Source organism: Gammaproteobacteria bacterium, from assembly GCA_021648145.1.
GTDB lineage: Bacteria > Pseudomonadota > Gammaproteobacteria > JAADGQ01 > JAADGQ01 > S141-38.
The window spans coordinates 33,287-60,164 of sequence record JAKITI010000005.1 but is presented as its reverse complement, the minus strand read 5'-3'; the positions used below and the strand labels follow the sequence as shown (position 1 = coordinate 60,164).

Below are 26,878 nucleotides of genomic sequence, written 5' to 3'. Positions count from 1 at the left end.
TGGCAAACATGAATTTTGAATCGCACTCATACTGGAGTGGTAGTGCGAGCAGCCGCTGGTTCGCTGCACGATTACATTTGGATTGGCCATTGACTTTGGGGCTGCTGCTTTTGTCAATTACGGGCTTGTTTGTGCTCTATAGTGCAAGTGGGCAAGATATAGAGTCTATCGAGAGGCAAGGGGTGCGCTTAGGTTTGGCTTTTGCTGCGATGATTTTCGTTGCTCAGATCAACCCTTATCAATTTCAGCGCTGGGCTCCGTGGATATTTGGTGTGGGTGTGGTTTTATTGGTCGCTGTGCTGATTTTTGGAGTGGTTGGTAAAGGTGCTCAGCGCTGGTTAAATTTTGGTTTGTTTCGCTTTCAACCGTCAGAATTAATGAAAATTGCAGTGCCGATGATGGTGGCCTGGTATGTAGCCGACCGGCCTTTACCACCGAAACCAAAAAGAGCTTTTGGCGCTGTATTGTTGATATTACTGCCTACTTTATTAATTGCTAAACAGCCTGATTTGGGAACTTCTTTACTGATTGCAGTTGCGGGGCTCTGGGTGCTTTTCTTGTCAGGCATTCGAAAGCGGGTAATTGGTGGGATGACTCTGCTGGCGCTTGCCTGTGCACCTGTTCTCTGGATGGTCATGCATGATTATCAGCGTTCTCGAGTGTTAACGTTTTTAAATCCGCAAAATGATCCTTTGGGTGCGGGTTACCATATTATTCAGTCAAAAATTGCGATTGGTTCGGGTGGTATTTATGGCAAGGGATGGTTAAATGGCAGCCAATCACAGCTAGAATTTTTACCGGAACGTTCAACAGATTTTATTTTTGCAGTCTTTAGTGAGGAGTTTGGTTTGCTGGGGATTTTGCTGCTATTAGCGCTTTATCTGTTTATCATTGTGCGTGGTCTCTATATCGCCACACAGGCGCAAACTTCATTTAATCGATTGCTGGCAGGGAGTCTGGTGCTCACTTTTTTTGTTTACATCTTTGTCAATATAGGTATGGTGACAGGTTTACTGCCTGTTGTAGGGGTTCCTCTGCCCTTGATAAGTTATGGGGGAACATCAATGGTGACCTTGATGGCGGCATTTGGTATTTTGATGTCAATTCATACGCACAGGCGTTTACTGGTTCGTTAATAGTTTAGAGATGAAAATGAAAAAAATAGCTTTAGTATTTTTAGTCGCCTCAGCAACTATGGGCTCGTCATTGCAAGCTGCATCTGTGGAGCAGCGAGATGATGTAAAGGCTTTTGTGCAATTGATGGTGGATAAACATGATTTTAAATCCACTGAATTACTTCAGTTGTTTAAAAAAGTGGAGATGCGTGAAGATATTATTGAGTTAATGACTCGGCCTGCTGAAGGGAAACCCTGGCATGAATATCGGCCTATTTTTGTCACTAAAAAGCGAACTCAGGGTGGAGTCAAATTTTGGAATGAAAACAGTGAAATTTTGCTAAGGGCAGAGAAAGAGTATGGGGTGCCACCCGAAATTATTACAGCCATTATTGGTGTTGAGACACGTTATGGTGGTTATGTTGGCAAGCATCGAGTGATTGATGCCTTGGCTACGCTGGGCTTTGACTATCCAAAACGGGCTAAATTTTTTAGTAGTGAGCTTGAGCATTTTTTGTTATTGATGCGTGACGAAGCCCAGGATCCTTTGGTGCCTGTTGGTTCTTATGCAGGGGCGATGGGGATACCTCAATTTATTCCAAGCAGCTATCGTCATTATGCGGTTGATTTTGATGGGGATGGCAAACGTGATTTGTGGAATAATCGGGCGGATGTGATTGGCAGTGTTGCAAGTTATTTTCAGCGACACGGTTGGCAATCGGGGCAGCCTGTAGTGAGTCAGGTGAAGGTTAAAGGCGATGGTTATCTTGCTTTGCTGAAAGAAGGGATTAAACCAAAACATGATTTGAAATACTTTAGAGAAAAAGGTGTGATCATCAGTGATAAATTTTCTGATGAACTGCCTGCAGCACTATTAAAATATGAGGCAGAATCAGGGCCAGAGTACTGGATTGGCTTGCAAAATTTTTATACGATTACACGCTATAACCACAGCAAGCGCTATGCCATGGCCGTGTATCAGTTAGCAGTGGCGATTCGTGATGCGCGTGAAAACCAAACAGAGAAAGTAAAATAGCAAAAGTGAAATATTTTATAAAACAGTTTCATCTGAATTATCTATTGTATCTCGGCATTGGGCTGTTTTTGAGTGCATGTAGCAGTACTCCAGTGGCCACTGGAGTTGGCACCAAAAAAGATGGGCCACCTCCACAGAGTGTTGATGTCACATCAATTACAGATGCAACACCAAAGTTTGAGGCAAAAAGCCGATATGGAAACCCTGAGTCATATGTGGTTGGTAATCGGCGTTATTATACAATGGAGAGCAGCCAAGGGTATGTTGCTGAAGGGGTTGCTTCATGGTATGGCTCTAAATTTCATGGGCGACGCACGTCTAGCTGGGAAATCTATAATATGTACGGTATGACAGCGGCACACAAGAGCTTGCCATTACCGACCTATGTAGAGGTGACAAATCTGGATAATGGCAAAAAAATAGTCGTCAAAGTGAATGATCGCGGTCCGTTTGTTGATGACCGCTTGATTGACCTTTCGTATGTAGCTGCAGCTAAGCTGGATATTGCGCATCGAGGTACAGGGCGAGTCAAAGTTCGTGCGATTGATGTAAAGCAAGGTGCCCGTGCTGTGGCAAAAGAAGAGGCCGTTGCATCTCGAATCTATTTGCAGGTGGGTGCGTTTAGCCAGCATAATAATGCCGAAAAATTAAAAAAATCACTGATCAATAAGCACTTTTCAAATGTGCATATCCATAAAAACAACTCTCTCTACAGGGTGCGTATTGGTCCCGTTGATAATGATGAAATATTACTGAAACTTGCGGCACGCATTCGACCTCATATTAATCAGCAACCCCATGTGATTGTTGATTAATTACAATTTAAATTTATAGGCTGAAAAGTAAAAAATGAAACAAAAAATATCAATTATTTACGGCTGTACCTTAGTCGTTTTGCTGAGTATCGTCTGTAATAGTGCCTTTGCAATCCCTAAAATTATTCCAAAGCCTCCCAGTGTTGCCGCGCGCGGCTATATTGTTCAAGATTTTAATAGCGGTTATGTGATTGCAGAAAAAAATGCAGATGCACGACTGGAACCTGCAAGTCTGACCAAACTAATGACGGCAATGGTTGTTTTTGAAAAGTTACGTGAAGGTGAAATCACTTTAGATGAGTCAGTGACGATCAGTGAGAAAGCATGGCGTATGGAAGGTTCAAGAATGTTTGTTGAAGTCAACAAACAAATCGCTGTTGAAAAACTGCTTAAAGGTTTAATTATCCAATCAGGTAATGATGCTAGTGTGGCTTTGGCTGAGCATGTCGCCGGTAGCGAAGAGGGGTTCGTTGCGATGATGAATGGTTATTCCAGTGAATTTGGCATGGAAAATACCAACTTTATGAACAGCACGGGTCTGCCCGATGACGATCATTATACAACGGCTCGGGATATGGCCAAATTGACACAGCAGATTATTGAACGTTTTCCTGAATACTATTCATGGTACTCCATCAAGGAGTATAGCTATAATGGAATCAAACAATTCAATCGTAACAAACTGTTATGGCGTGATAAATCGGTGGATGGCCTGAAAACCGGCCATACAAAATCAGCAGGTTACTGCTTGATTACTTCAGCAAAACGTAATGACATGCGTTTGATTTCTGTGGTGATTGGCGCAAACAGTGAAGAGGGGCGTGCTCAGGAGAGTCAGCGCTTGTTAAATTATAGTTTTCGTTTTTATGAAACCCGTAAGCTTTATTCAGCGAATGAGGGTTTGACTAAAACTAAAGTCTGGAAAGGTGAAGTTGAAGAGGTGTCGCTGGGTGTTGAGAATGATTTTTATCTGACATTTCCGCGAGGTCAGTATAAAAAACTTGATGCTTCAATGAGTGTTAATAATCTTATTTATGCCCCTGTAAAACACGGTCAAAAACTGGGTTCAGTGAATATTCAAATGAATGGCCAGGAGCTAGGTTCACAGCCATTAATCGCACTCAATGGCGTTGAAGAGGGTGGTTTTTTTCAACGTATGATTGATGAAGTTTATTTAATGTTTGAATAAGAGAGCTTTTTGATGAGTTCAGGAATTGTCTATTTGAATGGTGAATTTTTACCCGTAGAGAAAGCGTCTGTCTCGGTATTGGATCGCGGCTTTATCTTTGGTGATGGTGTTTATGAAGTTATTCCAGCGTATGGCGGTTGCTTGTTTCGCCTGGATGAACATTTGAAGCGTTTAGCCGATAGTTTGAGTTCCGTTAAAATCAATAATCCATTATCAATTTCGCAGTGGCGAAAGGTAATCACAGAGTTGATTGTAAAAAATGGGGGAGGAGACCAGTCAGTCTATCTTCAGGTGACACGCGGTGTGGCGGTGAGGGATCATGCTTTTCCTGTTGATGTGCCAGCCACGCTATTTTTGATGTCAAATCCATTGAAAGCTGTTTCTGATGAAGTTTATAAAAGTGGTATTGCGGCAGTGACTGAGGAGGACATTCGCTGGAAATACTGTCATATCAAAAGTATCTCTTTGCTGGGTCATGTTATGTTGCGTCAGCAAGCGCTGGATCAAGGCGCGTCAGAAGCTATTTTGATTCGTGATGGTAAAGTCACGGAAGGCGCTGCAAGTAATGTCTTTATCGTAAAGAGTGGAGAGCTGATTACGCCGCCTAAAAGTGACTATTTACTCCCAGGAATTACTCGTGACCTCGTGTTAACACTGGCAGCAAACCATGGCATCTCGTTTAAAGAAGCTGACTTTACAGCGCAAGCATTGAGCGATGCAGATGAGATCTGGCTGACCAGTTCAACTAAAGAGATTTTACCCGTGACTGAGCTGGATGGTTCACCCGTTGGCCGTGGAAGTCCAGGTGTTTTATGGCAACAAATGATCGCGTTGTATCAGGAATATAAACAAAATATTCGAGACAATGCACTGCTCTGATTTATGGTGAGTAGAAGGCGAGGCATTACAGGTGAGCCCGAATGGTACAAGGTAGGCTCTGAATTACGACATAAAACGCCAGATAAATTTTGGCAATGGCTGGTTGATACGGGTTCTTTGACGGAGCGCTTGAGAAGCGCAGCGCAAGGCGCGTTTCAGGTGCGTGTGGTGCGGCTGTGTCGTGAACGTCCGATGTGGAGTGAACGTCAGGTATTGCAGTTGCCCGACCGGCAGCAGGCTTTGGTGCGGCATGTGTTGTTGTTGGGTCAAGGGAAACCATGGGTTTTTGCGAGAACAGTGATTCCAGTGACATCTTTGAGTGGGGCTTTGCGGCACTTGACATACTTGGGGGATAAACCTCTGGGAGTGGTTTTGTTTTCAGATAAAAGCCTGTTTCGAAGTGAAATCGAGATCACTGCGTGTGACTCGGCTTCTGCTTTTTTTAATGATATGACTGCATGTCTGGAGTGCGCCCCTGAAACTATTTGGGGACGGCGCTCTGTGTTTAAACTAAAGGGGCAGCCTTTGTTGGTAAGTGAGTTTTTTTTACCTGGTATACCCCATACTTAGTAACGTACACGAAATAATTATCCAGGTTATTTCGTGGCCGTTCCTTAGGAGCAAGCATGAAAATAAGTTTACCTCCTCAATATAAACGATGGGCGTATTGGGAAAAGCGCCTTTATCTTTATGCACGTCTGATGCGCCTGGATCGTCCTGTCGGAATCTACCTGTTAATGTGGCCAACATTGGGTGCTTTATGGATTGCAGCCAGCGGCGTACCTGACCCATTAGTTTTTGTTGTATTTACTCTGGGTGTGGTTCTAATGCGCTCTGCGGGTTGCGTGATCAATGATTATGCAGACCGAAAAGTCGATGGAAAAGTTGAACGTACTCGTGGCCGGGTTTTGGTTGCGGGTTACTTGCCCGAGAAAGAAGCTCTGGTGCTTTTTGTAATATTGTGTGTTGTGGCATTTTTACTCGTACTGTTGCTGAATCGTTTAACGATTATGCTCTCTTTTGTAGGTGTATTGCTTGCGGCAATTTATCCCTTTATGAAGCGTTGGACATATTTACCACAAGTTGTGCTTGGTATGGCATTTGCGTGGGCGATTCCAATGGCATTTGCAGCGCAAACAGGTGAGATACCGCAGATCGCATGGTTACTTTTCATTGCGACAGTATTATGGACAACGGCTTACGACACAATGTACGCGATGGTTGATCGAAAAGATGATCTGTTGATTGGTGTCAAATCTACAGCAATTTTGTTCGGCAGAGCTGACCGGTTGATGATCGGATTTTTACAGGTATTGACTTTGATTGTAATGCTTATTGTGGGTTATCAACTGAAATTAGGCCCCTTTTATTTTATTGGTCTATCTATTGCTGCTGTACTTGCTGTTCACCAGCAAACGTTAATTTATAAGCGTCATCCACGAAACTGTTTTAAGGCATTTCTTAATAATAATTGGTTTGGCGCTGCTATCTTTGGCGGCATTTTGTTACATTACGCCGCATCAAGTTATTGTACGTAGGAAAATTAAATTTATGCTGGCTTCATACATTGCGATTTCATTAGGTTTGATTGTCATGATCTGGGGAGCAGATCGTTGTGTGACGGGTGCTTCTGCGCTTGCACGTAATTTGGGGGTTTCACCGCTGGTCATTGGTTTGACCATTGTTGGTTTTGGAACCTCGGCCCCTGAATTTCTGGTTTCAGGTCTGGCGAGCTGGGAGGGCAATCCAGGCTTGGCAGTGGGTAATGCCATTGGTTCTAATATCGCGAATATTGCATTAGTCGTCGGGGTGACAGCATTGGTTTCACCTTTGATAGTGAGCTCCAAAACAGTGCGACGTGAATTTCCTATTTTACTCGCTGTCGTTCTGTTGGCATTTATTTTAATGGTGGATGGCCAATTATCACAAATTGACGGAATGGTATTAGTCGCTGGATTGGTTGCCATGGTTGTCTGGGTTGTTCATTTGGGGCTTCAAGGTCAAAAGGCTGGAGACGATCCTGTTGAACAGGAATACGATGATGAAATCCCTAAAGACATGCCGATGTCAAAAGCATTACTGTGGCTCTTTGTTGGTTTGGTTTTATTGTTAACGAGTTCCAAAGCACTGGTCTGGGGCGCTGTAAATGTTGCCGAATCATTTGGTGTGAGTGATTTAGTGATCGGTTTGACGATCATTGCGATAGGAACCAGTTTGCCTGAGCTGACTGCTTCTGTGATGAGTGTGCTCAAAAAAGAGGATGATCTTGCAATAGGTAATATCATCGGCTCGAATATGATTAATATTCTGGGTGTATTAGCGTTGCCCGGTTTAATTGCGGCACCGGCAATACTGGACGGCGAAGTAATGAGTCGGGATTTTCCTTTTATGGCCATACTGACAGTTGTTTTGTTGGCCATGGCTTTTGGCCGAAAAGGTGCGGGTAAAATTACACGACTGGAAGGGGCAATGCTGCTATCTGCTTTTATTGCCTATATGGTCTATCTATATTTGACAGCTGTTTCTTGATGAAACCCTTGATGGATGAAAAAAAGCTTTGTGCCTTAGGCAAGGCCGTGATTGAAGTTGAAGCGGCGGCTGTGGCTGCATTGGTAGCTCGTGTTGACGAATACTTTGCAAAGGCATGTGGCCATATGTTGGTCTGTGAAGGTCGCATTGTTGTTATTGGTATGGGGAAGTCAGGCCATATTGGCGGTAAAATTGCCGCAACATTAGCCAGCACAGGAACCCCTGCATTTTTTGTTCATCCAGGTGAAGCCAGTCATGGTGATTTGGGAATGATCACGAACAAAGATGTCGTGCTAGCCCTTTCTAACTCTGGCGAAACGGACGAAATTCTTACCATTGTACCTCTGATCAAACGCTTGGGAATCCCGCTTATTTCAATGACCGGGAATCCGCAATCAGCACTGGCAAAATCATCGACGGTGCATATTGATGTCAGTGTTGAAAAAGAAGCATGCCCATTAGGTTTAGCACCCACATCCAGTACCACCGCTGTTTTAGTCATGGGGGATGCGCTGGCTGTTTCACTATTGGAAACTCGGGGTTTTACGGCAGAAGATTTTGCATTTTCTCATCCAGGCGGCCGTTTAGGGCGACGCTTACTGCTGCATATTCAGGATATTATGCATACAGGTGATAGAATTCCTGTCGTTACAGAAAAAGCCTTGCTGGGTGATGCTCTGGTGGAAATGACCAAGAAAAGTTTGGGTATGACGGTAATTGTAGATAACAAAGGTCGAGTCAGCGGTGTTTTTACCGATGGTGACTTGCGGCGTGTGATCGATCATAAACTGGACGTTCATAACACACCGATTACCGAAGTCATGACACGGCAATGTAAAACGGTGGGTGCCGACCTGTTGGCCGTAGAAGCACTACAGTTGATGGAACAATCTGCAATCAGTGCGCTCCCTGTGGTGGATCGTGAAGGCCGATTGATTGGCGCATTTAACATGCATGACCTTTTAAAAGCAGGAGTCGTTTGATGGATGATATTTATCAACGTGCGGCAAAGATTCGATTGGTCATTTTTGATGTTGACGGTGTCTTGACGGACGGTCGGCTCTACTTTGGTAACGAAGGCGATGAGTACAAAACGTTTCACGTACGCGATGGACTCGGCATGAATATGTTGCAGTCAAGCGGAGTGTCCATTGGAATCATTACTGCACGGCGTTCAAAAGCAGTGGCTCTGCGCATGGAGGCACTGGGTGTTGAATATGTCTACCAAGGGCAGCAGAACAAAGTTCCTGCATTTGAAAATTTATTGGAAAAAGCACAGCTAGAGCCTACGCAGGTGGCTTATGTCGGTGATGATATTATTGATCTAGCAATTATGCGGCGTGTGGGGTTAGCCATTGCCGTTGCTGATGCGGAGGAGCATGTAAAACAATACAGCCATTGGCAAACAGTCCGTAATGGCGGGTGTGGTGCAGCACGGGATGCGTGTGAATTAATTATGAAAGCACAGGGCACACTAGATGCTCAACTTCAAAAATATATTAACGTTTAAAAACGTTGCGCTAAGCCGATGGCTGCTTGTGGTAGGTTTGTTGATTGCAGTGGTTTGGGGGTGGAAAAGCTTACAGCCGACCGTCTTGGACACTACGCCAAAAACCAATGAAACGCCTGACTCTTTTTTTTCAAAATTTAAATCCACTAAAATGGATGAAACTGGCCAAATTCACTATGAACTATCGGCTGCGATGTTGTATCACTACTCAGATAGCAATAGATCAACATTGGAGTTTCCGGTGATCAACTTGTTTGAAAGTGGCGAACAGGTTTGGCGGGTTAGCGCGAATTCTGGAACAGTGATTAATGATGGTGATCAATTTGAGTTGCGCGGTGATGTGAACCTATTTCGCGAGACGGATGGATTTTCTTTAAAAACTGAAACACTGACTGTTTGGCCGAACCAATCAAAAGCTGAAACAGATCAACCCGTCACATTGACAAACGAATTGGGTGAGATCAAAGCTGTTGGTATGCAAGCTGATCTTTTGAATGAACGATTGACATTTTTATCACAAGTCAGAGGTCGTTATGAATCGTTACATTAAATTAATTTTTATCGGGTGGTTGCTTTTTCCTGTCATGGCATTGGCGTTAGAGAGTGATCAACAGCAGCCTATCTATATTGAAGCGGATGAATTTATTGCTGATGTGAAAAAAAACATCAGCACATATCGTGGCAATGTCTCTTTAAAGCAAGGAAGTATGGAGCTGTTTGCGGATAGCATTGTTGTTACTGGCGGTCAGGATCTGGAAAAAATTATCGCTAAAGGTCAGCCAATACGTTTCAGTCAAACATTGAAAAAAGCATCATCAGGGGTGATGCAAAAAATCCGTGGCGAGGCTCAGACGCTTGAATATCTTGTGGAGACAGAGCAACTGATTTTTGAAGGTAAAGCTCACTTATGGCGTGATTTTGATGAATTTATGGGTGATTATATTGAGTATGATATGCGCCATAACAGAGTGAATGCCAAGCGAGTGGAAGGAAGTCAGGAGCGAGTAAAAGTTATTATTCAGCCACGAAAAAAAGATGTCGAGTCTAAATAATGAGTAGGCTTGAGGCGCAGCAGCTTGCTAAACATTACCGCTCCAGGAAAGCTGTGAGTGATGTGTCAGTTCGAATTGATGGAGGTGAGGTCGTTGGCTTGTTAGGGCCTAATGGCGCAGGGAAAACAACCTGCTTTTACATGATTGTTGGATTAGTCCCCTGTGATAGTGGAAAAATCACTCTGGGGGATGATGATATTACAAACTTGCCCATGCATATGCGTGCACGTAAAGGGGTTGGGTATCTGCCTCAGGAGGCATCGGTTTTTAGAAAACTGACTGTGGCCGATAATATTATGGCTATTTTGCAAACAATCCCTGGGCTATCCTCCGTCGATCAGAAGGTGCAACAGGAAGAGTTGCTGGAAGAGCTGCATATTACGCATATACGCGACCAATTAGGTATGAGTTTGTCGGGTGGTGAGCGTCGGCGAGTAGAAATTGCTCGCGCATTGGCGACACGCCCAAAATTTATTTTGTTAGATGAACCTTTTGCGGGGGTTGATCCTATTTCAGTGCTGGATATTCAGCGCATTATTGGTCACTTGAGAGATAAAGGTATCGGGGTACTGATTACCGATCACAATGTTAGAGAGACACTGGGCATCTGTGGCCGTGCCTATATCATGAATGAAGGAAGAGTGATTGCACAAGGAACACCTGAAGCTATTTTGGATGATGAACAGGTGCGACGTGTTTATTTAGGGGATAGCTTTCATCTATGAGTAGGTTACAATGGAGTTAACATGGGTATGAATAATTCAGCGGGATGAATTTATAACATTCAATGAAACCATCACTTCAACTTCGAATCGGCCAGCAACTGTCGATGACACCTCAGTTGCAGCAGGCAATACGCTTGTTGCAGCTATCCTCGTTAGAGTTACAGACTGAAATTCAAGAAGCGTTGGAATCTAACCCTTTGCTCGAAATGGAAGAAGAGCATCAGGAAAACAGGCCAGCTTCGGAAATAGGCAGTAAAACAACGGAGGCTGTTCAAGAAACAGAGCCACTTCTAAGTGCTTCTCAAGATGCAACCGTTGACTTGGAAACATCAAATGAAATCCCGGAAGAGCTCCCGATGGATAGTCATTGGGAAGATACCTTTGATGTTGACCGGACTTTTTCAGGGAGTAGCGCTCATACAGATGACTACCCACAAGACCATCGCTCTACAGTGACAGGGCAGACGTTAGCTGATCATCTTTTATGGCATGTTCAACTCACACCGTTTAGCGAAATAGACCAGACGATTGCAATCGCCATTATTGACTCGATTGATGAAGGTGGCTATTTACACACACCGCTGGAAGAAATTCAGCAGGGGCACGACCTGCAAGAGTATGAGGTTGAGCTGGATGAAGTTGAAGCGGTGCTGCATGCGATACAAGGTTACGGCCCACCAGGTGTGGCGGCGCGTGATTTAAAAGAGTGTTTGCAGCTACAATTAAAATCACTGGATCCACAGTCTCCTGGCTTATCGCAGGCGCAGCTGCTGGTGGAAACGTACATGAAGTTGTTGGCAAATCGTGATTTTAAACAGCTTATGAGGCGTATGCGGTTAACTCAGCATGAGCTACAGGAAATTGTTGCTTTGATTCAGTCTTTAAACCCTCGTCCGGGTTATCAAATTGCACAAAGCCAACCCGAGTATGTTATTCCTGATGTTTTTGTCAGAAAGCACAAAGGTGTCTGGCGCGTTGATTTGAATCAGGAAGGTTTGCCACGTTTGCGTGTGAATGCTCAGTATGCAGGCTTGGTTCGACGTGCGGATAACAGTACCGATAATACATACCTTAAAAATAACTTGCAGGAAGCGCGCTGGTTTATTAAGAGTATACAGAGCCGTAATGAAACGTTGTTAAAAGTGGCGACGAGTATTGTCGAACGTCAGCAGGAGTTTTTTGAACGAGGTGAGGAGGGTATGGTACCTTTAGTTCTGCATGATGTAGCTGAAATGGTAGAGATGCACGAATCAACAATATCAAGAGTGACCACCCAAAAATTTATGCATACCCCTAGAGGGATTTTTGAACTAAAATACTTCTTCTCAAGCCATGTGAGTACAGCGAACGGTGGCGCATGCTCGTCTACGGCAATACGTGCTTTAATTAAAAAACTCATCGCGAATGAAAATGGAAATAAGCCTCTAAGTGACAGTAAAATTGCAGGTTTAATCGAAAAAGAAGGAATTAATGTGGCACGTAGAACGGTCGCAAAATATCGTGAAGCGATGGCGGTACCTTCATTTAGAGAGCGAAAACAGTTCATTTAGGAATGACTTTATATTACCAACAGGAGATATAACTTAATGCAAATTAATATTAGTGGACACCATGTTGAAATTACAGAAGCACTGCGCAACCATATAGAAGAAAAATTTAGTCGTTTGAGTCGCCATATGAGTCGTGCAGGCAATGCGAAAGTGATTCTCAGTGTAGAAAAATCAATTCAAAAAGCGGAAGCAACAATACAAGTTAATGGCGGGACTGTTTTTGCTGATGCGGCAGGAGAAAATATGTATGTTTCTATTGATGCCTTAACGGGAAAGCTGGATAGGCAACTCATTAAACATAAAGAAAAGCAGTCGAGTCATCGTGGGCCACAGCCAGAAATTGATGAATTAGAATGATACCGCTGTCCGATTTTATGTCTGCCGACAATGTGGCTTGTGGCATTCGTGCTGCAAGTCGTAAGCGGGCATTGGAAGTGCTCGGAGATGTATTGGTCGAAAATAGTGAAGAAATTTCTGCCCCGGAAGTATTTAGTAGCTTGCATTCACGGGAGCGCTTGGGAAGTACTGGAATTGGTTATGGAATCGCGATTCCTCATGGCCGAATAAATGGCTTGAAAACAGTATTAGGGGCATTTGTTCAGCTAGAGTCAGGTATTGATTTTGACTCCCCAGATGGAGAGGGTGTGGATCTTTTATTCGCACTTTTAGTTCCTGAGGATTCGACTGAAATCCATCTGAAATTGCTTGCTCAGTTGTCACTGATGTTCAAAGATAAAGCTTTGTGTGATCAGTTACGCCTTGCAAAATCACGACAATCTCTGCATGACCTGCTGACCCAATGGCAACCACTGACTCATGATACCCCCACCTCTCAATAGCGACACACTTTTTAAACTATTACAAGGCAAACTGGATTGGGTCTGGAACGCTGGGCACGAAGGTGGAGAGCGTTTGGTTTGTCTGGATGATAAACCGAGCTCCGTATTAGTGGGGCATTTGAATTTAATTCATCCAAGTCGAATTCAAGTGTTGGGTCATACCGAGTTGCTTTATTTGAAGCGCTTAAAGAAAAACTCCTATCACGATACATTAGCTGCACTATTTGCTGGCCAGCCTGCCATGGTAATTTTTGCTGACAATGAAATGGTGAGTGAAGACTTCATGGAGTATGCTTCAAGAGAAAAAATTCCATTAATTTCATCAAAGGTTTCCAGTCACGTATTAATTGAGCGTATTCGCTACTCTCTTTTTAACTGGTTTGCAGCTAAAACAACGTTGCATGGTGTTTTTATGGAAGTGATCGGTATTGGCGTATTGCTTACCGGGGATAGTGGCATTGGTAAAAGCGAAGTGGCATTCGAACTATTAAATCGTGGGCATCGTTTAATCGCAGACGATGCACCTGAATTTTCACGCATTGCTTTGGATACTTTGAGTGGCGCGTGTCCTCCCGTGCTACAAGATTTTTTGGAAGTGCGAGGTTTGGGCGTTATCAATGTTCGTGAAATGTTTGGTGACAGTGCAATTAAGCAGAGCAAATATTTACGTTTGGTGATTCACTTTAAACAGATGACGGATGAAGATTTAAACCAGATTGATCGATTACACGGCAGTGGTCAACAGAGCTCTATATTAGATGTTGATATCCCTCAAATTACTTTGCCTGTCGCCCCTGGTCGTAGTCTGGCTGTTTTGGTAGAGGGGGCTGTACGTAATCATATTTTATCGTATCGTGGTTATAATGCAGCCCAGCATTTTATGGAGCGACAACGTGCCTGTATCGCTGAGGGACAATAGATGAAATTGACGATTATAAGTGGCCTGTCAGGGTCGGGGAAAAGTATCGTACTGCAGGCCATGGAAGATTTTGGCTATTACTGTATTGATAACTTACCGCTTGGTCTGCTCTCTGAATTTGCAATGCAGGCACGCATTATATTGCGTCAAGGGGGGGCTTCCTCTGAAGAGGTGAATAAAGCATTGAGCCATGTGGCGGTAGGTATTGATGCGCGTAATATTGTGGGTGGATTGCAACACTTTCCAGCAATTATTGCTGACTTGAAATCTGAAGGGGTTACTTGTGAGGTTGTTTTTCTGGATGCGGATGATACTGAATTACTAAAACGATTTAGTGAAACACGCCGTAAACACCCATTAACACGCTCTGATGTCTCACTGGCAGAAGCGCTTAAGATTGAGCGAGAGCTGTTAAAAGTAATTTCTGAGGGTGCTGATCTACATATTGATACAACACACACGAATCTCCATGAGCTGCGCAGTGTTGTTCAAGAACGCATTGTTGGAAAGCCAGATGAATCGACCATGTCGCTGCTGTTTTTATCATTTGGTTTTAAAAATGGTATTCCCGTTGATACTGATTTTATTTTTGATGTTCGTTGTTTGCCTAATCCTCATTGGGAAACTGCCTTAAGACCCATGACTGGACTTGAACAACCTGTTATAAATTTTTTGAAAAAACAGAAGTTAGTGGAGCAGATGTTTGGCCAAGTAAAAAACTTTGTTGAATATTGGGCACCTCATTTTGAAGCAGAAAATCGTAGTTATTTGAATGTAGCAATTGGTTGCACGGGAGGTCGACACCGCTCTGTTTATCTTGCACAACGAATAACAGACTGTTTTCAGGCGCAAAGAGATAATGTGCTGGTTCGGCACAGGGATTTATCATGAGTGTGGGGTTGTTGGTTATTGCACATAATCAGGTGGGAGAAGCTCTGCTTGAAGCTGCTTCGGATATCTTTAAATCATCTCCGTTGTCGGTAAAAGTTTTATCTGTATATCCACGCAGTAATTTTGAGGGTTTGGTGAAAAAATCGAGCCAATACTTGCAAGCACTGGATACAGGTCATGGTGTATTGGTGTTAACGGATCTGTTCGGCTCTACGCCAAGTAATATTGCTAACAAGTTAGTGTCGGAAACAGTCAATTCAGCTGTTATTGCTGGGGTTAATTTACCCATGTTAATTCGTATCTTTAATTACTCCCAGCTTGAATTGAAAGAACTTGCGGTGGCGGCTTATCAAGGTGGCCGTAATGGTATCGTCTCTTTTGATTCCAATGGCGTGGATTAATGCAACGAAAAAAAATCATCATTGTCAATAAACTGGGTCTGCATGCACGGGCAGCGGCGTGTTTTGTGAAGCTGGCAGCAGAATATCAAAGCCAAGTGGTATTGGAGCGAGAGCATCAAAAAGTCAATGGTAAAAGTATTATGGGCGTAATGATGCTTGCGGCAAGCCAAGGCACTGAGTTACTTTTGGTGACAGAGGGAGAGGATGAGGATGCTGCCATTGAGGCGCTGATCTTGCTGGTCTCAAATCGCTTTGGTGAAGAGGTATAACCCTAAAACCCTGTAAGTGCTCGTTCCTTAAAGTTGACTCACACCAGGTTCCGTAATACGATAATTATTTTTGTGCTACCACGGAGTTTTCAGTATGCGGATTTTTATGATTGTTAGCTTATTTTTATTATCAGCGATGCTTTCTTCGATGGTATATGCACATAAAGTTAATATGTTTGTTTATCAAGAGGCGGGTCAGGTTTTTGTTGAAGGTTATTTTGCTGATGGTAGAAAATCACAAAAAAGTGAGGTTGTTGTTTATGATGAGCAAGATAAATTATTATTGAGTGGCCAAACAGATGATAAGGGAGTGTTTGCTTTTATACCGACTCATAAGGGCGCGTTACGTATCACACTTGATGCGGGTTTAGGGCATAAAACGGAGTATGAATTAAAGGCTGATGAGTGGGAAGAGGTGAATAATTCTGTTCCAGCTATTTCAACTTCAGCCGCAAGTGAGCTGGTGCAAACGCAAGCGGTTACTTCTGAAAAATCTGAAGTGGTCACTCATTCAGCCGCAGTAGGGTTCGATGAAAAAGCTTTGCAGATCATGATCAATAAAGCGGTTCATGAAGCTAATACGCCTTTAATAAGAAGTCTTGAAGACGCGCAGAAAAAAGCATCAATGAGTGACATTATTGGAGGGATCGGTTTTATTTTTGGTATTCTCGGTGTCATACTCTATTTTCAGGCGCGTAAACAATAAGGAACGCGCACGTTCCTAAAGCCAGCAGTGGGTGGCTTGCTATTTGGTGATAATCAAGATCAGATAGCTTAGACTGAAAAGTGTCATAATGGCGATTCCTGACTGGCTCCATAGTGTCATCAATTTATTGGGGCGATCTTCCTTTTTGATTGTATCACCATGCATCACTTTATAGTTGATGTAGGCGATAACGGGCGCTGAAATAAAGGAGACAACGGTTGCGACGGTGACAATCAAACCCATCGCGCCGGATATGTTTTTGATGACTAGAAATATGGTGATTGTGCCTATAACGGCAACAGCCAGCAAAGTGCGGTAAACAGTTTTGGTAGCGCCGTGACGCGACTCATATTCCCCCTGTCCTTTCCATATGAAATAGCTCTCTTCCAATGTTCTGGGGTAGGCATCCAGGCACGTTAATGTTGTGCTGAACATGGTCGCTAACGCAGCTATACCAATGAGCGGATAGGCCCAGCTTCCCAGTGAGCTTGTGTACATATCAATGAGTTGACCTGCAAATACAGCGCCACTTTGTGAAGGTGGCTCACCACTGCCAAACATCACCATTGCACCGAGCGATAAAAAGGCCATTGCCAGAAGAGCCGTACCAAAAAACCCAACTCTAAAATCCAGCATCGCTTGGCGCATGGGCAAGCGACTTCCATTTTTACGGTTGCTCTCCTCAGACCAAACAGAATGCCAAACACTGACATCCATCGGTGCGGGCATCCAGCCAATGAAAGCCGCTAAAAAGATAAGGTCGGCGTGTTCATAAAGTTTGAAAAGTGGTGTCGCGCTGGGGTCAGTATCGCCTTGTGTGCTTAAAAGAACCATGCTTAATGCTGTGACGGTGGTCAGAGTTAAAATAATGATGATAGCTTTCATCATCTTGTCCAGCAGGCTGTATTGCCCAACATATAAAATGATGGCAGCGGCAATGAGCACCATAATGGCTGGAATGTGGGGCATATATTCAGCAGGTAAATTCAGGCCAAAAAAGTGAATGGCTATCGAGCTGGTGACGATGGTGACAGCGGCTTGAATCAGGCACATGGATAAAATAGTCATAATGACATAAATCGCCAATGCCCATTTTCCCAATGCGTGATAGCCATGCAATATGTTGCGCCCTGTCAGCGCAGTGTATTGAGGGCCAAATTTATAAAATGGATACTTGATCAAATGAATCAAAGGAATTAATAGCAGGAACAAAAATTCATAGCTTGCTCCAGCTTTGGTCGACATGACCAAATGCGATACACCGACCGCTGCGCCCGCGTAAAGAAGCCCCGGCCCTAAGCAGGACATTGTTTTTGAGAGTTTAGTGAACATGTTGATTCTCAGTTGTTGAATGTAAATGTTGAATATATCTAATCAAAAGAAGCATATCATGTGCTATTGGGCTAAGAGGGTCTATGACGAGGTAAGTGGTAATAAATGGCTGGTCAAGGTTTTTCATATCAAGTAAATAGGGCGAAAATTTTTCATCATGTGTGCCCACAGCCGGACAGAGAATACCCGAAATATATCTTTGATATTGATGAGTTTGAGTGGGGTTTAGCACCCCAAATAGTCAAGATAATTAATTTATAGTGTTATGTGGCTTGTTCGGTGCGTGCCTTGGCTGACATAAGTACTTGACGCAGCTCACCTTCCATTGATTCCAACTCTATGCTGGCTTTGGCGCGTGCGGCCTTGCCTTCTTCGGCAATTTGCAAACTGTCGTTGATTGTTCCAATCAATGCTTGATTCGCTTTTTTCACAGATTCGATATCAAATATACCACGTTCCATTTGTTTGCGTACTTCAATATTGGCGGTACGCAAGTTGTTGGCATTACTTTCAAGCAGTTCATTGGTCAGGTCGGTGGCACTTTTTACTGTTTTTGCGGCATCGCTCATACGAAAAATAGTGACGGCTTGTGCTAACTGATTTTTCCAAAGTGGAACGGTATTGGTCAGAGTTGAATTTATTTTGTTGATCAGCATTTTGTCGTTTTCTTGAACCATACGGATGCTGGGCAGGCTTTGCATTGCAACTTGGCGAGTCAGGCGCAGGTCGTGAATGCGGCGTTCCAGATCATCTCGGGCGCTGTGCAGGTCTCGCAAACTTTGTGCAGCGAGCAGGTTATCTTGATTGGCCTCGGCTTTTTGGGTCAGAGCGGGCACTTCTTCATCATTAATCAGGCGCAGCTTTTCATCACCTGCAGCAATGTAGAGTTCCAGATTGTGAAAATAATCGAGGTTAGCATCGTAAAGTTTATCTAATGAAATAATATCGGTGAGAATTTGGGTTTTGTGTTCTTCCAGTTGATCACTGATGCGATTGATCTGTTTCCCCACATCTTCATATTGATTTAGAAATTTTACAATGGGTTTTGCTTTGCCAAACAGTTTGGCAAAAAAACCTAGCTTCTTGTTTGGGTTGAGGTGATCAATATCAAAGCCTTTAATCGCAGTAATCATGTTGTTTAATGAATCACCGGCTTTTCCTAAGTCTTTATTACGTACACCTTCAAGCATATTTTCTGAAATGGTGCTCATCTCTTCTTGAGCTTTGCTGCCAAAAAACATAATGGTGGAGCGGTCACTGGTGTCGATTTCAGTCACTAAGGTTTGAAGCTTGGGTTGGTCTTCGGGGGTGGCTTGCTGATAAGTTGCAATTTCTTTGGGTGGCACTTTTGAAAGAACAGTTTCAGTGCCGGGGATCAGAGCAGGTTCCGCTATAGTCGTATTATTTTTTTGCATCATTTTTTCCTTGAACTGACAGATTTCAGGGGCAACCTGAGCAGTTACATTTGTTTTAGTTGGGTTTTTAATACTTCAATTTTGACATCAAGGTCAAACTGATCATTTTTTAATAGCTTGTTGTGTTGCTCATCAAAGGTTTTTTCAATGGACTCGAGAACATTGAAAAAATTTGTATCTAAAGCTTCGGTGGTGGCCTCTTTTTTGTGCGTTTTGGCATAACTTTCTGTGACTCGTTGCGTGCCATCCAGGTATACTTTTAAAAACTTTCGGGAACGAGAGAGGTCACCGGGATCATCAGCGATGATGGTGAGCACATTGCGAGCTTTGTTGATAATACGGTTTAGGCGTTGGTCGAATTCGATGTTGCCAATGCTTTTTTGTGCGGCTTCAATCGCACTGATTTTTATCTCTGCGGCTTCCAGTGCTTCAAAAAGTTCTGTTTGACTGCTTTCAAACCAGCGCTCACCGATTTTATTTCTGCGTGGGTCAAGTCCGTAATAAAAATAAAAGCCTAATAGTGTGGTGGAGCCCATCAGTATGCTGCTTAGCAGGCCATAATCAGCGAGCAAAAAAGCAGTCGCACCCGTAGTGATGGAAAGCAGTGATGCAGCCACTGTTTTAAAAGGTAAGCGAGGTGCGCGGGCGAGATGTTTCTGCTTGTATTGGTTTTCTTGTTTGAAACCACGTCGGGCAATAATTGCTGACAGCATAAAACCGCTGAATGAAGCTGCGGCCAGCAGTGTATTTAGAAAGTCCCCTTTGACCAGTGCAATGATGGCGGCAATAAAAATAGGTGTTGGCATGAGGTATAACCAAAGCCCTTTAAGACCCGCAGTGACTTTATTGGGATTTAATGTGTTTAGAATAGGGCGCATGGCTTTAAATATAAAAAGGAACTTGAATAGCAATCAGCCCGACAGTGGCTGATAATAAAATAAAACCAATAATTTTTTTTAATATGGGTGGCATAATTCAGCTTATGTCCTCAAAAAGAACTTATTGATTTCATATACTATACTCAACAACGCCCCTGCTCAATCGCATTGTTGGATATAAACATGGCTGAACCCTTTAAAAACTCATTTAATACAAAAATTATCAAAGGGATGGCTGAGCATTTTTTAAGTGCCTGGCCTGAGTTTGATCGTGTCGGCTTTGTTGAGACGGCAACACATCACCTAGACGCGTTGGAGCTTAAAGAGCGTTCCAACCAAATTGCTGAAGCGATGGCTCAATATTTGCCCTGTAATTTTGAAAAGTCAGGTGAAATCATTTTAGCCAGTCTCACGCCAGATGATGATGGGGATATATCAGGCATTACTGTTACCAGTGATGGTATTGCCGGTTGGGCGATTATGCCGATGACACATTATGTGGGCCTGCATGGGGCTGATAATCTTGAGCTTGCGATGAATTTACTTAAAGAGCTGACCAAACGTTTTACCTCCGAGTTTGGCATTCGTTTTTTATTGCAGGAAAAACAAGATGAAACTTTGGAAATACTGAACCAGTGGACAAATGATAAAAGCCGACATGTACGTCGTTTGGTCTCAGAAGGTACACGGCCACGACTGCCGTGGGCGATGCAGTTATCCGCTTTTGTCAAAGACCCAACGCCGCTGTTGCCACTGCTCGAAGCACTTAAAGATGACTCTGAAGAATATGTGCGCCGCTCTGTTGCGAATAGTCTCAATGATATTGCAAAAGATCATCCAGATTTAGTGGCTGAAATTGCAGAGGGTTGGTTGCTTGATGCGAATAAAGCTCGTGAAAAGCTTGTACGTCACGCTTGCCGTACTCTGATAAAACAAGGGCATAAAAAAGCCTTGAAAGCATTAGGTTATGGTCAGCCAAACGTAAAACTGAATCACTTAGTTGTTCTGACACCCACAGTTGATTTTGGTCAGAAGTTGATCTTTGAGTTATCACTGACATCCATGAGTCAAAATGCACAGCCATTGATTATTGACTACATTATTCACCATAAAAAAGCCAACGGAGAGATGACACCGAAGGTTTTTAAATGGAAAAACATTACACTTCATCCAGAAAAAACTATCACGGTACAAAAAAAACATGCGATTAAAAAAGTTACAACCCGCGTTTATTACCCTGGCGAGCATCGAATTGAAATTATGGTGAATGGCGTGAGTCAAGCTATCACTGATTTTGAACTACGTATAAAGCAGGACAGTTAATGGATAAAGAGAAATTCAGCTTGAGTGGTAAGCCTTTTATCGAGCTTTATAAATTGCTCAAAGTTTTGGGGTGGTGTAACAGTGGGGGTGAGGCAAAAACCCTGATTGTTAATGGTCAGGTTAAGGTCAATGGCGAGGTTGAGCTGCGCAAGCGTTGTAAGATAAAGCAAGATCAGATAGTTGAATTTGAAGGGAGTTTAGTGGAGGTTATGGACTGATTATTTTGATGGAAAATAGAGCTGAATACCCATTTCAGCCTCTATTTTTTATTAACTTCAAGTGTTTTTTACCGGTTTGTAAATTAGAGGACAATATTTCGCTCCATCTCAGTTTGGGCTACTCTATTGATTTGTAATAAAGTAAAGCGCCGATTGGTTAATTCTACTTTAACTTGACCGGGCAGGGATGAAATAATTTCATCCCTGTTTCCGTTAGCAACGGCGACAAAATATACTGATTCAGCCCCATTTTTTATCAATAATTTTACTTCGTCTAACTCCATTGTTTTAACACGTCCACCGGAATAAAACCGAGCAGAGAAGGGTGCTTTTTCAATATAGATAAGCGGCTGGGTGTCGTTAATTTTGTGTTCATTGTAATACGCTATCAGTGTTTTTTCCGTTTTAAGTTTATCAGGATAAAAATGTGCGTAGAAACCAATAAACATGACCACGAATGGTACAAATGCGACGGCAGTTATAAGGCCAGATTTAGCTGGCATAGTTGTCGTGTTTGATTTTGCCAGCAGCATTGCGATCAATATGGCAAGCGGTGCCAGTGCGGGCAGCTGATAAGTCCACAAAATATTGCCTGAAAAGGTAAAAAACAGACTGGGAAATAGTGCAAAAAGCAGGAGCAGGCGCTGTTCATCGCTTAACTTTTGTTTAATAAGTGGATTGCATTTTCTTGTGGCGATGCAACGCCAAATAAGCAAAATAATAGCGATCGGCCCCCAGGGAAGAGAGGCCCATATCCAATAGAGCCAAATCGTTCCAAAAGGCTGATCATGAGCACTGCCATAAAGATCACCGCTCCAGCCTGAATCGACAAAACGCAAAAAATGTTCGCCAACAATAAAGTAGTTGATAAAACCTGGGCTTTTCAGCTCCGCAGCAATATACCAGGGAAGAGAGAGCAGGGCGGTGAGAAGTATTCCGCGCACCCAGGGGATTTTACGTAGATCATGCCATTGCCATATTGCCCATAAAAAAATTGGGCCGCCGACCAATACAAGTGCCAGTGGTCCTTTTGCTAATAGACCAATAGAGAGGCCGACAAAAAACCACCAGCACCAAAGTGATTTGGGCTTCCTTAATGCAAGAATGATACTGACAAGAGAAAGAGTTGTGCCCAGTGCCAAAAAGGGGTCTGTTAACACGGCACCAGACATGACAAAGCTGAGCGCCATGGTAGAAAAAATTAGCGTACTGATCAGTGCTTGGCGATGTCCGGCGATATTGTATGTCAAGGTGTAGATCAGCCCCAGCATACCCAGATTTGCCAGCCATGATGGCAGACGTGCAGCGAATTCTGTCACGCCAAAGAGTTTAAATGAAAGCGCTTCTGTCCAAAATGACAACGGAGGTTTCCCCCAAAATGGCACGCCATAGTCGAACCACGGCGTAATCCAGTCGCCCGTTTCTGCCATGATGCGGGCAATTTCACCATATCTTGCTTCGGTGGTATCAATCATCGGCACCAAGATCATTGAAAACAGTCGGCTTAGAACGATGATTGCTAATAACCAGAATAGAAAATCAAGACGCTTGAGCATGAATCTCTTCCTCAGTGTGCTTAGTTTGGCTGTCTAATTTTATATTTTTGACTTCAGGAATATGTTCGATATCGCGGATTAGGTAGTTGGGTCGTTGTTTGCTTTCGATATAGGTTTTGCCGACATACTCACCCACAATTCCCAAAGCGATTAGCTGAATACCTCCCAAAAAAGTGATGATTGAGATCAGTGAGGGATAACCATGAACCGGATCACCCAGAATAAATGCTTTAAAGGCGATCCATAAACCAAAAATACCACCAACCAAAGCAGCAAGTATGCCCACACTCATTGACCAACGAAGCGGGCTAATTGAAAATGAAGTGATACCTTCGAGAGCCAGCCGTAGCAAGCCGAGATAATCCCATTTGCTTGCTCCTGCTGCGCGTGGGTCACGGTCATACTTTAATATTACGGTTGGCATACCAACCCAGGCAAATAGCCCCTTCATAAAACGATTTCTTTCTGGAAGTTGTTTTAAAGCATCAACCGCGCGGCGGCTCATCAGGCGAAAATCACCGGTATCGGTCGGTATTTGACAGTGACTCATACGCTGCAAAAGACGATAAAATAGATGTGCTGTAGTGCGTTTAAAGCAACTTTCTCCTGCTCGTGAACGTCGCTGCATCAGTACCACGTCGGCCCCTTTTCGCCATTGCGCGACCATTTCTGGAATCAGCTCTGGAGGGTCTTGCAAGTCCGCATCCAGAAAAACAACCGCCTCACCACGAGCATAATCGAGCCCTGCGGTGAGCGCAGCCTCTTTGCCAAAATTACGACTGAGCATGATAACGCGAATGGATGACTCCATGGTGGCTTGCATCGCCAGATACTCAGCACTTCCGTCTTGGCTACCGTCGTCGATAAATAGCAGCTCAGTGGCGATACCGAGTTGCTTTGTCACGGTATTCAGCCGCTGCAAACACAGTGGCAAAACTTCACGTTCATTAAAAACGGGAATAATGATGCTGAGTGTGGGCTGATGACGACTGTTCTCATTAAATAGACTGTGACTGATGCTCATTGAAGACAATCCTCTTGTATAAAAAATAGCTCATGAGTGCGATTGCTAAGGTCGTTATGCCCTGAGCAACAATGAGGGAGAGCTGGAAAACTTGGTAGAAAATGAGAAAAAAGGCGAGATTTAAAAACCATGTCAGCGTACAGATAGCGACATAGCGTAGAAGTGCAGAGCGATGCGCGACATTAGATTGAAAGGTCACATTGCGTTGCAGTATGTAATTGACAATTGCACCGATGAATGCACCGACAGCGGTTGCTATAGCAGGCAGAGTGCCCGAATTGACCATGAGAGCCATGACTAACCAATGGGAAGCCGTAGCCAAGCTACCCGATAGGGCAAATCGTATGGGCTGAATCAGTGAATTCCCTTTGGAAGTGTTGATGATTTGTTTACCTGCATTTATCATTTTAGCAGTGTAAACTTTTACTGTGTTGGAACTCATTACCATATGGAGAGGTGAACTTTTTCGCTCGCGTTGTGCAGTTATAGCAAACTCCAATTAAATGGGTTTTATCTAGATGTCACGTTACGAGAAAGCGTGAAATTTCAGCTGAATCAATTGAAATTTGAAAAAATTGTTGAGGTTTTTATGTGACGGGTAACTTGATAGTAAAACGGCTGCCTTTTTTTAAGCGACTGCTCAGACTTATATCGCCGCTGTGGGAGCGTGCAACCGCTCTGGAAAAACTCAATCCCAGACCACACCCATCATGAGTGCGGCTCTGATCACAGCGGAAAAAACGATCGAATACCCGCTCTTGATCGTCCTTTGGAATACCCATGCCTGTGTCCATTACCATAATTTCGATATTCTTCTTGGTACAGGTTAAAACGACATCCACCCTGCCATTAGCTGAAGTATATTTTATAGCGTTGTCCAAAAGATTGGCGAGCATACGTTGCAGATTTTGAATGTTACCGTAAACGTAGCAACTATTATCCAGACGACAAGCCAGCTTGATGCCCTTTTTCTCGGCCATCGTTTCAAAGAGTTCACAGGCATCTTGAACCAGATGTGAGATGTTCACTTTTTGTTTCAGTAATTGAATTGTGTCAGCTTCAGCCTCTGCAACATCAAGCGCTGAATTGATCATTTGCAATAATCGGTCACACTCTTCTATGGTATCTGATGCAGCAGACTTGAACTCCTTAGGGGTGTTTTCGTTTGACAGTGTCGTTTCTGAAATCACTCTGATACGTGCCAACGGACTGCGCAAATCGTGCGCAATATTATCGGTCATTTCTGTCATCTCGAATATCAAGACCCTTATCCTGTCGAGCATGGCATTAAATGTATTAACCAGTTGTGTAATTTCATCTCCTTGTGCAGAGACAGAAACACGTCGATCTAATTTTCCTTTTTCTATTTCCGAAGCAATACGGCTGACTTCTTTAATATCTTTGACGGCATGCCCTGCCATTAACCAACCTATTCCAAATGCAATTGGAATGACAATTAAAAACATGCTGATGAAGACATTGGACAAAAATGTCATTATATCCTGTATATCTTCCGTTGATTCACCGGTATACAGCAGAATATCAGGCGCAATTAAATCGTGAATGGTTTTAGCTTTATATTCTGTTTCTTGAATACTTATAGTTTGAAAGATAGGTTTGCTGGTGGAAAATACTTGTTTAATAATGTGCTGGTTTTCAGGTAAAAATTGCCAATGAGATAAATCAGAGCTATAAATCTGAATGCCTTCATTGTTAAATAGCTGGAAAAAAAAATCTTGCTCCTCTCCTAGACTTATTTCTCTCTCTATCTCCCTCTTAACTCCGTCCAGCCCTTCGTTTTGGTACAATATTTGAAATTCGACGGTACCCTCAAGAAGGTCATCCTCTATGTTTTGGTCTAATATTTTTTTGAGTGAAAAGTAGGAGGCATTAAAAATGATCGTTATTAAAATAATAACAACTAACGTGTACCAAAAGGTTAACCTGAATGCCAGAGTATTAGGGAAACGAATCATTTTTATTTTTTAAAGACGTAACCAAGACCACGTATTGTGTGGATTAAAGAGGTACCAAAATCCTTGTCTACCTTTTCTCTAAGTTTACTAATACGTGCTTCTACGACATTGGTTTGTGGATCAAAATTATAATTCCAGACACGTTCCATAATCATGGTTTTTGAGACAACGTTCCCAGCATTGCGCATAAGATATTCCAAAAGTGTAAACTCTTTAGGTTGCAGTTCTATTTTCTTTCCTTCGCGAATGACTGTTCTTGCCAATAAGTCGAGTGATAAGTCATGAGCAGTTAAACGGGTCGTTTCACTCACATTACTGGATCGTCGCAAATGTGCTTGTATGCGTGCTAATAATTCACTAAATGAAAACGGTTTAATGAGGTAGTCATCACTGCCACTTTGCAGCCCTTTTACACGATCATCAACAGATCGTTTAGCACTGACAATAATAACGGGTGTCTCGATGTTCTGTTTACGCATCCTTTCTATAATCGACAATCCATCCAGTTTAGGCAACATAATATCAATGATGTTGATATCGTAGCTATTATTGAGTGCGAGATCCAACCCTTCTAGTCCGTCGACAGCATGATCGACACAATAGCCTGCTTCTTTCAATCCCTTAACAATAAAGTTAGCAATGACCAGGTCGTCTTCGATAACTAAGATTCTCATTACAGTAATTTTTCCTACTTTAATGCAAAACCTGCATCATATTTTTTAAACATGATA

General features: G+C 43.1%; 31 protein-coding genes. 23 read left to right on the top strand and 8 right to left on the bottom strand.

Features of this window, described 5'->3' with window-relative positions:
• Nucleotides 1-8: 8 nt before the first annotated feature.
• The 21 genes from rodA to L3J70_04355 all read left to right on the top strand — a co-directional run bounded on the left by rodA (nucleotide 9) and on the right by L3J70_04355 (nucleotide 16,425).
• Nucleotides 9-1,136 carry a rod shape-determining protein RodA gene (gene rodA / locus L3J70_04455; GenBank protein MCF6235614.1) on the top strand — a complete coding sequence of 376 codons (1,128 nt, stop codon included), beginning with the start codon at nucleotides 9-11 and terminating at the stop codon, nucleotides 1,134-1,136.
• 10 nt (nucleotides 1,137-1,146) lie between these two features.
• Nucleotides 1,147-2,151, top strand: coding sequence for a lytic murein transglycosylase B (mltB, locus tag L3J70_04450; protein MCF6235613.1), 1,005 nt, complete (start codon nucleotides 1,147-1,149; stop codon nucleotides 2,149-2,151).
• Nucleotides 2,152-2,156: 5 nt separating this feature from the next.
• On the top strand, nucleotides 2,157-2,966 hold the full coding sequence (locus tag L3J70_04445; protein ID MCF6235612.1) for a septal ring lytic transglycosylase RlpA family protein: 810 nt from the start codon (nucleotides 2,157-2,159) through the stop codon (nucleotides 2,964-2,966).
• 34 nt (nucleotides 2,967-3,000) lie between these two features.
• Nucleotides 3,001-4,155: a D-alanyl-D-alanine carboxypeptidase gene (locus L3J70_04440; protein MCF6235611.1), complete on the top strand. Its 1,155-nt coding sequence runs from the start codon at nucleotides 3,001-3,003 to the stop codon at nucleotides 4,153-4,155.
• A 12-nt stretch (nucleotides 4,156-4,167) separates the two neighbouring features.
• A complete protein-coding gene (locus L3J70_04435; GenBank protein MCF6235610.1) occupies nucleotides 4,168-5,034 on the top strand; it encodes a D-amino acid aminotransferase in 867 nt (288 codons plus the stop codon).
• A 3-nt stretch (nucleotides 5,035-5,037) separates the two neighbouring features.
• Nucleotides 5,038-5,604 carry a chorismate lyase gene (locus L3J70_04430; protein ID MCF6235609.1) on the top strand — a complete coding sequence of 189 codons (567 nt, stop codon included), beginning with the start codon at nucleotides 5,038-5,040 and terminating at the stop codon, nucleotides 5,602-5,604.
• 56 nt (nucleotides 5,605-5,660) lie between these two features.
• Entirely contained in the window at nucleotides 5,661-6,572 is a 912-nt protein-coding gene (gene ubiA / locus L3J70_04425; GenBank protein ID MCF6235608.1) for a 4-hydroxybenzoate octaprenyltransferase, read from the top strand.
• 13 nt (nucleotides 6,573-6,585) lie between these two features.
• Nucleotides 6,586-7,563 carry a calcium/sodium antiporter gene (locus tag L3J70_04420; GenBank protein MCF6235607.1) on the top strand — a complete coding sequence of 326 codons (978 nt, stop codon included), beginning with the start codon at nucleotides 6,586-6,588 and terminating at the stop codon, nucleotides 7,561-7,563.
• Nucleotides 7,564-7,574: 11 nt separating this feature from the next.
• Nucleotides 7,575-8,546, top strand: a complete 972-nt coding sequence (locus L3J70_04415) for a KpsF/GutQ family sugar-phosphate isomerase (protein ID MCF6235606.1) — start codon at nucleotides 7,575-7,577, stop codon at nucleotides 8,544-8,546.
• A complete protein-coding gene (gene kdsC / locus L3J70_04410; GenBank protein MCF6235605.1) occupies nucleotides 8,546-9,073 on the top strand; it encodes a 3-deoxy-manno-octulosonate-8-phosphatase KdsC in 528 nt (175 codons plus the stop codon). The genes L3J70_04415 and kdsC overlap by 1 nt, the downstream gene beginning before the upstream one ends.
• Nucleotides 9,042-9,623 (top strand): LPS export ABC transporter periplasmic protein LptC, encoded by a 582-nt coding sequence (lptC, locus tag L3J70_04405; protein MCF6235604.1) that lies wholly within the window; start codon nucleotides 9,042-9,044, stop codon nucleotides 9,621-9,623. Before kdsC ends, lptC begins: the two co-directional genes overlap by 32 nt.
• Nucleotides 9,607-10,125: a lipopolysaccharide transport periplasmic protein LptA gene (gene lptA, locus L3J70_04400; protein ID MCF6235603.1), complete on the top strand. Its 519-nt coding sequence runs from the start codon at nucleotides 9,607-9,609 to the stop codon at nucleotides 10,123-10,125. The genes lptC and lptA overlap by 17 nt, the downstream gene beginning before the upstream one ends.
• Nucleotides 10,125-10,850, top strand: a complete 726-nt coding sequence (gene lptB, locus L3J70_04395; protein ID MCF6235602.1) for an LPS export ABC transporter ATP-binding protein — start codon at nucleotides 10,125-10,127, stop codon at nucleotides 10,848-10,850. Before lptA ends, lptB begins: the two co-directional genes overlap by 1 nt.
• Before the next feature lie 62 nt (nucleotides 10,851-10,912).
• The gene (locus tag L3J70_04390; protein MCF6235601.1) at nucleotides 10,913-12,400 is read left to right on the top strand and encodes an RNA polymerase factor sigma-54; all 1,488 of its coding nucleotides are present in this window, start codon (nucleotides 10,913-10,915) and stop codon (nucleotides 12,398-12,400) included.
• Between the two features lie 36 nt (nucleotides 12,401-12,436).
• Nucleotides 12,437-12,757, top strand: a complete 321-nt coding sequence (gene raiA, locus L3J70_04385) for a ribosome-associated translation inhibitor RaiA (protein MCF6235600.1) — start codon at nucleotides 12,437-12,439, stop codon at nucleotides 12,755-12,757.
• Nucleotides 12,758-12,774: 17 nt separating this feature from the next.
• Entirely contained in the window at nucleotides 12,775-13,239 is a 465-nt protein-coding gene (locus L3J70_04380) for a PTS sugar transporter subunit IIA (GenBank protein ID MCF6235599.1), read from the top strand.
• Nucleotides 13,217-14,158 carry an HPr(Ser) kinase/phosphatase gene (hprK, locus tag L3J70_04375; GenBank protein ID MCF6235598.1) on the top strand — a complete coding sequence of 314 codons (942 nt, stop codon included), beginning with the start codon at nucleotides 13,217-13,219 and terminating at the stop codon, nucleotides 14,156-14,158. The genes L3J70_04380 and hprK overlap by 23 nt, the downstream gene beginning before the upstream one ends.
• Nucleotides 14,159-15,049 carry an RNase adapter RapZ gene (gene rapZ / locus L3J70_04370; protein MCF6235597.1) on the top strand — a complete coding sequence of 297 codons (891 nt, stop codon included), beginning with the start codon at nucleotides 14,159-14,161 and terminating at the stop codon, nucleotides 15,047-15,049.
• A complete protein-coding gene (locus tag L3J70_04365; protein ID MCF6235596.1) occupies nucleotides 15,046-15,450 on the top strand; it encodes a PTS fructose transporter subunit IIA in 405 nt (134 codons plus the stop codon). The genes rapZ and L3J70_04365 overlap by 4 nt, the downstream gene beginning before the upstream one ends.
• Nucleotides 15,450-15,719 (top strand): HPr family phosphocarrier protein, encoded by a 270-nt coding sequence (locus tag L3J70_04360; GenBank protein MCF6235595.1) that lies wholly within the window; start codon nucleotides 15,450-15,452, stop codon nucleotides 15,717-15,719. The genes L3J70_04365 and L3J70_04360 overlap by 1 nt, the downstream gene beginning before the upstream one ends.
• Nucleotides 15,720-15,813: 94 nt before the next feature.
• Nucleotides 15,814-16,425 carry a hypothetical protein gene (locus L3J70_04355; protein MCF6235594.1) on the top strand — a complete coding sequence of 204 codons (612 nt, stop codon included), beginning with the start codon at nucleotides 15,814-15,816 and terminating at the stop codon, nucleotides 16,423-16,425.
• Between the two features lie 39 nt (nucleotides 16,426-16,464).
• Here L3J70_04355 and L3J70_04350 read toward each other — a convergent pair whose 3' ends face one another.
• The 3 genes from L3J70_04350 to L3J70_04340 all read right to left on the bottom strand — a co-directional run bounded on the left by L3J70_04350 (nucleotide 16,465) and on the right by L3J70_04340 (nucleotide 19,978).
• A complete protein-coding gene (locus tag L3J70_04350) occupies nucleotides 16,465-17,757 on the bottom strand; it encodes a divalent metal cation transporter (protein MCF6235593.1) in 1,293 nt (430 codons plus the stop codon).
• A gap of 263 nt (nucleotides 17,758-18,020) precedes the next feature.
• Complete coding sequence (locus tag L3J70_04345; GenBank protein MCF6235592.1) at nucleotides 18,021-19,175, bottom strand: toxic anion resistance protein; 1,155 nt, start codon at nucleotides 19,173-19,175, stop codon at nucleotides 18,021-18,023.
• A 41-nt stretch (nucleotides 19,176-19,216) separates the two neighbouring features.
• Nucleotides 19,217-19,978, bottom strand: a complete 762-nt coding sequence (locus L3J70_04340; GenBank protein MCF6235591.1) for a 5-bromo-4-chloroindolyl phosphate hydrolysis family protein — start codon at nucleotides 19,976-19,978, stop codon at nucleotides 19,217-19,219.
• A gap of 255 nt (nucleotides 19,979-20,233) precedes the next feature.
• On the opposite strand from L3J70_04340, the gene L3J70_04335 reads away from it, so the two are divergent.
• Together L3J70_04335 and L3J70_04330 are read left to right on the top strand one after the other, a co-directional pair.
• Complete coding sequence (locus L3J70_04335; protein MCF6235590.1) at nucleotides 20,234-21,373, top strand: DNA alkylation repair protein; 1,140 nt, start codon at nucleotides 20,234-20,236, stop codon at nucleotides 21,371-21,373.
• Entirely contained in the window at nucleotides 21,373-21,591 is a 219-nt protein-coding gene (locus L3J70_04330; protein ID MCF6235589.1) for an RNA-binding S4 domain-containing protein, read from the top strand. The genes L3J70_04335 and L3J70_04330 overlap by 1 nt, the downstream gene beginning before the upstream one ends.
• Before the next feature lie 83 nt (nucleotides 21,592-21,674).
• Here L3J70_04330 and L3J70_04325 read toward each other — a convergent pair whose 3' ends face one another.
• The 5 genes from L3J70_04325 to L3J70_04305 all read right to left on the bottom strand — a co-directional run bounded on the left by L3J70_04325 (nucleotide 21,675) and on the right by L3J70_04305 (nucleotide 26,821).
• Nucleotides 21,675-23,147, bottom strand: a complete 1,473-nt coding sequence (locus L3J70_04325; protein MCF6235588.1) for a glycosyltransferase family 39 protein — start codon at nucleotides 23,145-23,147, stop codon at nucleotides 21,675-21,677.
• Entirely contained in the window at nucleotides 23,131-24,171 is a 1,041-nt protein-coding gene (locus L3J70_04320; GenBank protein MCF6235587.1) for a glycosyltransferase family 2 protein, read from the bottom strand. The genes L3J70_04325 and L3J70_04320 overlap by 17 nt, the downstream gene beginning before the upstream one ends.
• Entirely contained in the window at nucleotides 24,146-24,613 is a 468-nt protein-coding gene (locus L3J70_04315) for a GtrA family protein (protein MCF6235586.1), read from the bottom strand. Before L3J70_04315 ends, L3J70_04320 begins: the two co-directional genes overlap by 26 nt.
• 145 nt (nucleotides 24,614-24,758) lie before the next feature.
• Nucleotides 24,759-26,147, bottom strand: coding sequence for a HAMP domain-containing histidine kinase (locus L3J70_04310; protein ID MCF6235585.1), 1,389 nt, complete (start codon nucleotides 26,145-26,147; stop codon nucleotides 24,759-24,761).
• A 2-nt stretch (nucleotides 26,148-26,149) separates the two neighbouring features.
• Complete coding sequence (locus L3J70_04305) at nucleotides 26,150-26,821, bottom strand: response regulator transcription factor (GenBank protein MCF6235584.1); 672 nt, start codon at nucleotides 26,819-26,821, stop codon at nucleotides 26,150-26,152.
• Nucleotides 26,822-26,878: the final 57 nt, after the last annotated feature.